This is a genomic window from Microcoleus sp. Pol12B4, from assembly GCF_036701385.1.
In the GTDB taxonomy this organism is placed as follows: domain Bacteria; phylum Cyanobacteriota; class Cyanobacteriia; order Cyanobacteriales; family Microcoleaceae; genus Microcoleus.
This window is the reverse complement of sequence record NZ_JAUBQR010000019.1, coordinates 38,513-47,990: the sequence shown is the minus strand read 5'-3', so window position 1 is coordinate 47,990 and position 9,478 is coordinate 38,513. Positions and strand designations below refer to the sequence as shown.

The window sequence follows — 9,478 nt, the reverse complement described above, 5'->3', positions numbered from 1 at the left end:
TAATAAATCCTCAGCATTTAAGAAATTGGTTTGCTAACTGTTGCTATTGTACCTCATAACAGCGGAAAACGCTGTATGTCTAATACAATTTTGGAGGAAGTGGAAATGGCTGGATTTCATCTTAACCCTTGGCTAAAGACTTTGATTCTAAGTAACAATGTTGAAGTGGTTCGAGATGCGATCGCTGTAGTTGAGAAAAATCGCCGCTGGGGAATAGTGCGGAACGGCGAAGGGCTGTTAGTACAAGCTATCCGCAACCAATGGAAACCCCATATTTCAGCTTAAATCGTTGAATAGTAGTCTCAATTACTGCTCAAGGGAAGAAGCAAGCTTGACACTTGGGGGCGATCGCTATAAAGATTTGTGCGAAAAAACAACGGCTATTGATTTTGAACCACAGATGTGGGCGGATGTACGCGGATGGACGCAGATAAAAACCCGGTTTCTTCTAATTTTTGGCTAATTCTGGCGGCCGGCCCATTAAACCGGTCATCAAGCGCAAGGCTAAAAACCTCACTGGCGGAATTGTCTGCAAACACCACAATCCAAAGCGGCGAAATGCTACAACTGGCAGCCAAGTATTGGAAAATAATCGGTCTAGAAAATCGGTAAATCCTAACACGATTAAATTCTCTTTTTTGCGCCAGTTGTGATACCGTTTCAATACTCGCAAATCGCCGATGTCTTCGCCTTTTTGGTGCGCTTGCTGCAAGATTTGGGCGATCGCCCCAGCGTCTCGAATGCCCATATTCAATCCCTGGCCGCCCACGGGATGGCAGCAGTGGGCCGCGTCGCCAATTAGTGCTAATCTGGGCAAAACGTAGCGATCGCTCTGCATTAACTGCACCGGAAACAAGAAGCGATCGCTCTCCAATTCCAAACGCCCCAAAAGCCCGCCAGTGCGCTGTTCCAACAAAGTCAAAAACTCTGTTTCATCCATTTGTTGCAAAGCTTTCGCTTCCGCGTGGGGTGCTGTCCAAACTACTTGACAGCGGTTCCCCGGTAATGGTAAGATTCCCATCGGGCCGCTCGGCCAAAAGCGCTCAAAAGCGATATCATTGTGCGGTTTTTCTGCTTTAATAGTGATAGCAACGCAGGATTGCCAGTATTTCCAGCCACGAGTGCTGATGTTGGCTTCGGTGCGGATGCGCGATCGCGAACCGTCGGCGGCGACTAATAATTTGCTGCGAATTGTCCGAGTTTCCCCGTGTTGTTTGACTTCTATTTCCGCGCAATCGGTTAAATATTTTACCTCGACAACTTCCGCCGGACAAACCCAACTAAAATTCGGGTTTTTTGCCAAAGATTCTTGCAAAGCTGACAGCATGACTCCGTGCTCGCCAACGTAACCTAAAGCTGCTTTTGGTACGGGCAATTTGCCAGTATTTCCCAAATCCGGGCGGTGGAATTCGACGACGCCGGGATAGTCGCCGTCGCAGAGGCTAATTTGCTCGAAGGTGGTGATTTGCGGCAAGATTTGCTGCCACACGCCGATACCTTCTAAGATCATTCCTGATAGCAGGGTGATTGCATAGGCTTGTTTTTTGGCTGCGGCGGCGGCGGGGAGTTGGGTTTCAATTATAGCGATTTTTAATCCAGAATCTTTTAAGGCGCTGGCTAAGGTGGCCCCGACTATGCCCCCTCCGACGATCGCTATGTCAAAGTCGAGTGTCTGTGTTTGCGTGGAGGCTGTGGTTGGAGAAAGTAGGTTTACAGGCATTTTCAAGGGATTTTGTCAAAGTTAATTGGATTGTTACTTTTTTATTGTAAAGAATTATTTCGATTTAGGGCGATCGAGAAGAGGAGAGTACCGGCATTCGTGAAAATCAAGGTTTTCAGAGTACCAGATCCAAATGCAAGTCTTGGATGCACTCGCTACTTGAGAAACGCAGTTTCTTCCTATATTTCTCCTCACTCAACGCAAAACTCGTAGAAACCGGGTTTCTAGCCCCTCCCCATGGGTCAGCCCTGAAACTAATGACTACTGACTAATGACCATTTCCTTTGTGTTTTCCGCAGCCAGCGCTGATACTTTTTGGGAAATGGGAATTTCTATGACAAACTCTGCACCTTCCCCAGGCGTGGAAATACACTGCAATTTGCCTCGGTGTTTTTCAACTATAATCTGATAGCTGATTGACAGTCCCAAGCCTGTACCTTTGCCGACGGGTTTAGTAGTAAAAAATGGGTCGAATAACTTGTGAATAACTTCTTGATTGATTCCCATGCCGTTGTCGGAAATACGAATTGTTACTGTGTCTAAATTCGCACGGGTGCTAATCCGAATTTGGTTGTGGCGATAATATATTTCTTGTGAAGAATGAGTGCTGTTGTAGTCTTCTAGGGCGTCGATCGCATTTCCTAAAAGATTCATAAATACTTGATTGAGCTGACCTACATAGCACTCAACTTTTGGAAAATTGCCGTATTCTTTGATAATCTCAATAGCGGGACGAAGTACATTAGCTTTGATCCGGTGCTGCAAAATTAGCAAAGTGCTTTCGATTCCTTCGTGAATATCTACTCGCTTCATCTGCGATTCGTCGAGTCTGGAAAAGTTGCGTAAGGATACAACTAAGTCGCGGATGCGATCGGCTCCTACTTTCATTGATTCCAAAATCTTCGTAAAGTCTTCCATTAAGTAATCAACTTCAATATCTTCGGCGGCCTCTACAATTTCTGGGACAGGATTAGGGTATTTTTCCTGGTAAAGATGGAGCAAACCGAGCAAGTCTGTGGCGTATTGGCTGGCGTGGGTGATGTTGCCGTAAATGAAGTTAATGGGATTGTTAATTTCGTGGGCGACGCCGGCGACTAGCTGCCCGAGAGAAGAGATTTTTTCGGTTTGAATTAGTTGAGTTTGTGCTTGGTGCAACTCGCGGACAGCTTTTTCGAGCTCGGCTGCTTGCGATCGATACTGTCCCTCTGACTGCTTGAGTGCTTCCAAAACTTGTACTCGATCGCTAATGTCGGTGTGAGTTCCCACCCACTCGCGAACGCTGCCGTCGGCTGCCAAAAGAGGGACACCCCGCACCCAGAAGTGTCTGTAACTGCCGTCTGCGGCTCGCAAGCGGTGCTCGACTTCGTAGAGACTTTTTGTTTCTATTGCACGCATCCAAGCTTGTATTGTGCGATCGCGGTCTTCTGGGTGTACTGCTTGTATCCAGTTGTCCTTCTCTTCAAAGCTGATGCCCGTATAAGCTATCCAATCAGGCTGAGCCCTGTCGAAGATTCCGTTAGCGTCTGTCATCCAAACCATCTGTGCGGTGGCCATTGCCAGCGATCGATATCTTTCCTCACTCAGACGCACAGATTCTTCGGCTTCTCGGCTGGCTGTCACGTCGCGCAAAATAGCTGTGAATATGATTTCGCCTGCCACTTCGAGTTTGGAAATAGAAGCTTCGGCGGGAAATGCTGTACCATCTCGGCGGCGGGCGAAAATTTCTTTGCGCTTGCCCATTGTTCGGGCTTGTTTAAGGCCGCGGCCGAAATTGCTGACGAGGTGACTATGAGGGGTGGCCAAAGCTTCGGGCAACAGCAGACTAAGGGATTGCCCGATCGCCTCCGCAGCCGTCCACCCAAAAATCCGTTCTGCACCTTGGTTGAACAGGATAATTTTTTGCTCAGCATCCACGGAAATAATCGCATCGTCGGCAATGTCTACAATGCCGGCGAAACGAGCTTGAGACAGTTGCAGCGCTTGTTCAGCTTGTTTGCGATCGCTGATGTCGCGGGCGATCGTCGAAATGTAGGTGAGTTTGTCGTCCGGTGCGGAGTGGGAGATGAGGACTTGGCTGACGGGAATTTCGAGTCCCGATGTTGACAGGAAGGTGGTTTCTCCACTCCAAAAGCCTTCGGAAACAGCGGTGGCGATCGCTTGTTTCAAAGTGCTGTAGTCTGACGCTGCGGTGAATTCTAGAACTTGTCGCTTGGATATATCTTCGTTTTCGTCTATACCCACCATTTTTCTGCCGGCTTTGTTAATGTAAATGGCGCCTCCTTCGAGGTTGTAAGTACCTACAAAATCGGGGGTTGCTTCCAGAATTGCTGCCAGACTTCTGTTGGCGATTTCGGCTTTTTTGCTTTCAGTAATATCCCGCGCGATGGTAACTATACCGCTAATATTTCCTAGTCCGTCCCGGTAAGCACTTTTTGTAGAAAGAAATATCCTCAAAGTTCCTTTGACTGGCAGCTCTTCTTCAATTGCTTGCGTTGTTCCCGCTGCCATAATTGGGCGATCGGTTTTTCTAATTTTGCCTGCAATTTCCGGGTGAAACAACTCGCTGTCATCTCTGCCAATAATGTCGTCTACAGACTTGCCAATTATACTTGCTCCCGCAGCATTGAGCATCAGGTAACAGCCCTGAATATCTTTGACAAATAGGGCTGCTGGCGTACTATTGATGACGGCAAGCAACAGGTTGTAGTTTTTCTGAAGTTCCTGCTTAGTTGTTTTAGTGTCGAAAATTTGCTCCTGCAATTGCTCATTAGCGAGTTGCAGTTGGAGAGTCCGTTTCTCAACTTGAGTTTCTAAGTCTGATTTAGCTTTCCTCAGTCCCAGTTCCGCGCGATAGCGCTTCCGGTCTGCGCTGCAAAGAGTTTTGGCGTTCTGCCAAATCAGAACTGTAAAAATAATCACGTTCAATACGCTTAACAGCGATATCGCTACCTCCGGTGTGTAGGCTTGTAACCGCTCTCCCGATATGATGAAATAACCGACTAAAGGCGGGATAATAATTGCCCTTGGTAATAAGCGCCGCGCCATGATGCCGCCCGCGCGATCGCTCGTCATTACTGCTATCAATCCTCGCTCTGGACTGGCAAATAAAAGGCCGAAGCTCAGCAACATAAATCCTGCGGAAGTGTGCAAAGCCATTCCTGTATTATTGCCAATTTGGTAAAATAAAGCTTTGTCGTAGAGGTAGCCTATCAAACCCATATATGCAATTAAAAATACAGAACAGCTTAAGATCTGAATCCGCAGGTATTTAGGCCGACGTTCTGACCGCAGCAGCAGCGCTGTTCCCAGCAATAAAAAAGCACCAGCAGTATTCGGTGCCATGCGTCCTGGTGTTCCGGTGATTGTCAATGTATAACTTTCTTTAAATAACAGTTGGTCGATGCCTAAATCTAAATTAAAGCTATATTGAACTAGGGTTAGTATGCTAATTAATATAATTAAGAATGAGGAAATAAAAATTAATTTTTTGTACTTATTTTGACACTTTCTTGCTGTTAATTTGGGGCGCCGGATCTGTTGCATGAATAGAGAAAAGCCGCCCAAAATAAAGCAGAAAGCAGTATTGGCTTTCATAGTAACGAGTCCGGGCAGAATGCTTTTTAACATTTGCAGATCGAATATCCAACCCAAAAGGACTGTACAGCCGATCGCCATTACTGCAATACTCGCTTTTTTGGAAAAAGACTGGACAGCAGCCATTCGGGTTGAGGGCGTTTGCAGTTGTTGTGCTCGTTCAAAAACTTCCAATTTCTCGCTCCCTCAAATTATTTGGGTTTCTACGTATCTAAGGTAACAATAAACACTCTAGGGAGATTGTTGCCCGCTATACAAAGCTGGTTAAGATTTTCTCAAAGCTGCCTAACCATAAAATATGAATTATTTTATCTAACTTTAGAGAGATAGTCAAATGAAGGTTGAAGGCTCTTATGTAGAAGGCATACGGCAGAATTAAGTATTTTTTATTGGTGGAAAAATTAAAAAAAATTCCTTGTTCCTTGTTCCCTGTCCCTTGGATCTCGGAAATTGACCCCCGATTCATCGGCAAGACAGAGTGTTTTTACTCAGTACATCGAGGAATAATGGTAGCGGATGAATCACTCTGTAACAAGATCACTCACATTGTAAACCGGCTGTTGTGGCTGTGGGAAATGCGATCGGCAAAACATATAAGACTCGGCGGTTGAAACCGCTACTACAAAAACAAAGTCCCAGCAGAGAGGGACTAAAGAAGGGATATTAAAGTCGGATTTGGTAACTGTCAACTGTTAACAGTCAACAGTCAACCGACTCCCAACTTTTGAAGTGCTTCCAAAGCTTCGGTTGCTGACGGGTAACGCTGGGGGAAAGCGTACAACACCATCTGGTCTAAAACGCGAGCCAACTCCGGGGTGACAGTTGCATTTTTGTGCCAGATGAGATTGCCTAAATTATCGACTCTGAGTTGTTTCGGCTGCATCCCGGTCAAGGCTTGAATCCCGATGATGCCGACAGCATAAATGTCGCTGCACTGTTTCGGTGAACCGATGGCTTGTTCGGGGGGAATGTAGTCTTGCTGAGTACCGCCGCGCGATTTCGTTTGACCGATGCTATTTTGTGAAGTGTTGATTTCTTTAACTGCCCCAAAGTCAATTAATACAATCTTGCCATCTGATGTCCGCCTGATTAAGTTTTGAGGATGAACGTCGCGGTGAATTACATCTTGTTTGTGCACAAAGACAAGCACTTCCAAGATATCTTTCAACAAATCAATAACCTGATGTTCTTCCCAAGGTTGACCTTCGATTAGTTCTTGATACAGGGGTTGCCCTTCGATGAATTGATAGACTAAATAAAAGTATCCATCTTCTTCAAAGCGAGCTAACAATTCTGGTATCCGATCGTGTTGGCCCAATCGATATAAAACGCGCGTTTCTCGATCGAATAGCTGGCTGCTTCTCTCAGACTGGCTTTTCAGGCGCTTGACGAGGCACAAAGGTCGATCGGGCAAATTTTCATCTTCAGCCAGATAGGTATCGCTGTACTCCGTATTCACCAAATGTTCTCTAATTCGGTAACGCATCCGCAGCAGCTTTTGCAACATGGGATCGACAGAATTAGCTGGTTGTATGCCTTTTTGTACAGATCTCATGATGCAGTCCCAAAGATTTGCTCCGACGACTCTTTCTTCTTGTCCAATAATTTCTGCTTGCTTTAGTACCTTGGTGAGGTCTTTCCACAAGTTGTAGCCGACATACCGCCCCAGGTAGCCCACTGTGTACCCGCGGGCGATCTGATCGTTTTGCTGAATTTCTTGATAGGTCAAACCCCCGACAACGCCTCGAATTATCGACTGTTGCAACCGACTTAGGTGTTTTTCTGTTTGTTCGTATACCAAATTGTCCAAAAACAATATTGCTTCTTCTACTGTCATAGTTTCATGTGTTAAGTTACTTGTACACGCTCTGCACATCTTTTTTTATAAAATAGCAACTGGCCAGGGATCAGCTACAGCTTTCCATTCACCAATTACCCAATACCTATTGCGTTGCGATCGGGCAACTGAAAACTGCTGTATTTAGCTTATACATGATTTAACTTTACTTTAATAGCTTGTCTACTTATTGAAATATAATTTTACAAATATGACTTTTATGACTTGAAACTATGAATTTTATGAATTGACATTATAAAGAGCTTGAAGTATTATCTGAATTAAGTTTTTAAGTGAAGTAAACCTATGATGCTTTTAAAAATATACCCGTTATAATTGCCCCGATTAAGGGGTGACAATACATCAGAAAGCGTTACTTGGTCGATCGCCAATCCAACGCCATGAATTCCAACGCTATCTGAGGCTTGGTGGAAGATATAAGGCCGATTTAACTTCCAAGCCGCAGGATATCAGTTCTGGAATTTTAATCATTTTTTATAGGTTTGTAGTGAGGGCGCAGAGTCTTCTTCAATGTATATTAAGGACTAAAGTCATTACTACAAACAACTTCAGATTTCGGAAAAATGACAGTTTTTTTAACTTATGTTAGGCATCTACACGAATCCTACCGATCGCCCTTTTTTCATTCAAAACCCAAAGGATCTCGCCACATCAGCATTTCCGGTTAACAACGACTTGCTCAACCGAGCGATCGATCCATTCAATGTTTCTAGTTATAGTGCTGCATCTAGCTTTCCTAAGCTCCCAACATTCAGCACCGACCAACAGACACAAACTACGGATTTTATTGTAGCGGATGCCAGCGCTGGCTTTAGTTACTCTGTGAGCGATTCTCAATTCAAACCGCAGTCACAGTCAGGGAGCGCAAATATAGAGCCGCTAACCGGAACGATATCTGCCTCTCAGTTTAATTTCTCTGATTCAGATAACTCTCTTTTTACAGCTCGTAATGTTGTTGGCGTTGAGAACGGTAACATCAGCTTAACGGAGTTCGTGGGGACAGGGGATATCGACGATTTCTACCGATTCGATATCAACACTAATAGCAATTTTAGCCTGCGTCTCGACGGTTTGACAGCGGATGCTGATGTAGACCTCATTCAAGATATAAACCGCAACGGTGTAGTTGATTTTGGTGAAAGTATTGGCTACTCTTATAAGGCTGGCACTACCCCGGATGTGATTAATTTATCCAATCTGGCTCCAGGGACATACTATGTCCAAGTCTCTAGCTACTTAGGCTCTACCAATTACAATCTGACTATTTCTGCAACACCTGTTCCTGTATTGCCCGATATTCCTACACCTAACGGTGTTTTTAATCGCAATTACGGCTATGGTTTAGTCAATGCAAATGCAGCAGTTACCCGCACTCTGAACCGCTCAACTATCTTTCCTGAGCTTCCTAATGTGAGCGAAAATAATTGGGGGGTAGACGCTATAAATGCGCCTGAAATTTGGGAGCAGAACATTACAGGAAATGGGATTGTTGTAGCTGTCATCGATACTGGTGTTGACTACAACCATCCCGACTTGGATAATAATATCTGGCAGAACGCTGATGAAATTGCGGAAAATGGCATTGATGACGATCGCAACGGATTTATTGATGATATTCGGGGTTGGGATTTTCTGTATAACGACAACTACCCAATCGATCTGAATTTCGAGGGCCACGGCACTCACATAGCAGGTGTGATAGCGGCGGAACGCAATGATTTTGGTATCACAGGAATTGCCTACAATGCCAAGATTATGCCTATCAGAGTGTTGGACGCCTATCTTTACGGCGAGTTGGATCATGTTGCTGCTGGAATCCGCTATGCTGCTGATAATGGAGCCAATGTAATTAACCTCAGCTTGGGAAATGAGTTTTACCCTTCCAAACTGGTGAATGACGCAATTGAGTATGCAAATAACAAAGGCTCTGTTGTGGTAATAGCAGCGGGAAATTCGGGTTTTAGCCAACCTGATTATCCAGCTCGTAATGCCGATCGCTGGGGAATTGCCGTAGGCAGTATTGATATAAACGGCAGGATGGCTGACACCTCGAACCGTGCGGGTTCCACAGCTTTGAATTACCTAGTTGCTCCGGGAGTAGACATCTATTCTACAACTCCCTATAGCACTTATGACACCCTAACTGGTACATCTATGGCAACGCCACACGTAGCGGGTGTAGCGGCTTTAGTTTTGAATGCCAATCCGACTTTAACTCCGGCTCAAGTTGAGTACATTTTGACAACAACAGCTAATCCAAATGGGTTGACTGTATAGCATCTATCGGGTCAATGAGACAGGGGTGT

5 protein-coding genes are annotated in these 9,478 nt (G+C 45.2%); 2 read left to right on the top strand and 3 right to left on the bottom strand.

All coding sequences use genetic code 11. The features are described from left to right. The first annotated feature begins 75 nt into the window (after positions 1-75). Entirely contained in the window at positions 76-285 is a 210-nt protein-coding gene (locus tag QUA38_RS04850) for a hypothetical protein (RefSeq protein WP_333159686.1), read from the top strand. A 163-nt stretch (positions 286-448) separates the two neighbouring features. On the opposite strand, the gene QUA38_RS04845 is transcribed toward QUA38_RS04850, so the two are convergent. The 3 genes from QUA38_RS04845 to QUA38_RS04835 all read right to left on the bottom strand — a co-directional run bounded on the left by QUA38_RS04845 (position 449) and on the right by QUA38_RS04835 (position 7,151). Further along, the gene (locus tag QUA38_RS04845; protein WP_333159684.1) at positions 449-1,720 is read right to left on the bottom strand and encodes an FAD-dependent hydroxylase; all 1,272 of its coding nucleotides are present in this window, start codon (positions 1,718-1,720) and stop codon (positions 449-451) included. 261 nt (positions 1,721-1,981) lie between these two features. Further along, positions 1,982-5,488, bottom strand: a complete 3,507-nt coding sequence (locus QUA38_RS04840) for a PAS domain S-box protein (RefSeq protein WP_333159682.1) — start codon at positions 5,486-5,488, stop codon at positions 1,982-1,984. Positions 5,489-6,020: 532 nt separating this feature from the next. Further along, on the bottom strand, positions 6,021-7,151 hold the full coding sequence (locus tag QUA38_RS04835; protein WP_333159680.1) for a serine/threonine-protein kinase: 1,131 nt from the start codon (positions 7,149-7,151) through the stop codon (positions 6,021-6,023). Between the two features lie 603 nt (positions 7,152-7,754). On the opposite strand from QUA38_RS04835, the gene QUA38_RS04830 reads away from it, so the two are divergent. Continuing rightward, positions 7,755-9,449, top strand: a complete 1,695-nt coding sequence (locus tag QUA38_RS04830) for a S8 family serine peptidase (protein WP_333159678.1) — start codon at positions 7,755-7,757, stop codon at positions 9,447-9,449. Positions 9,450-9,478: the final 29 nt, after the last annotated feature.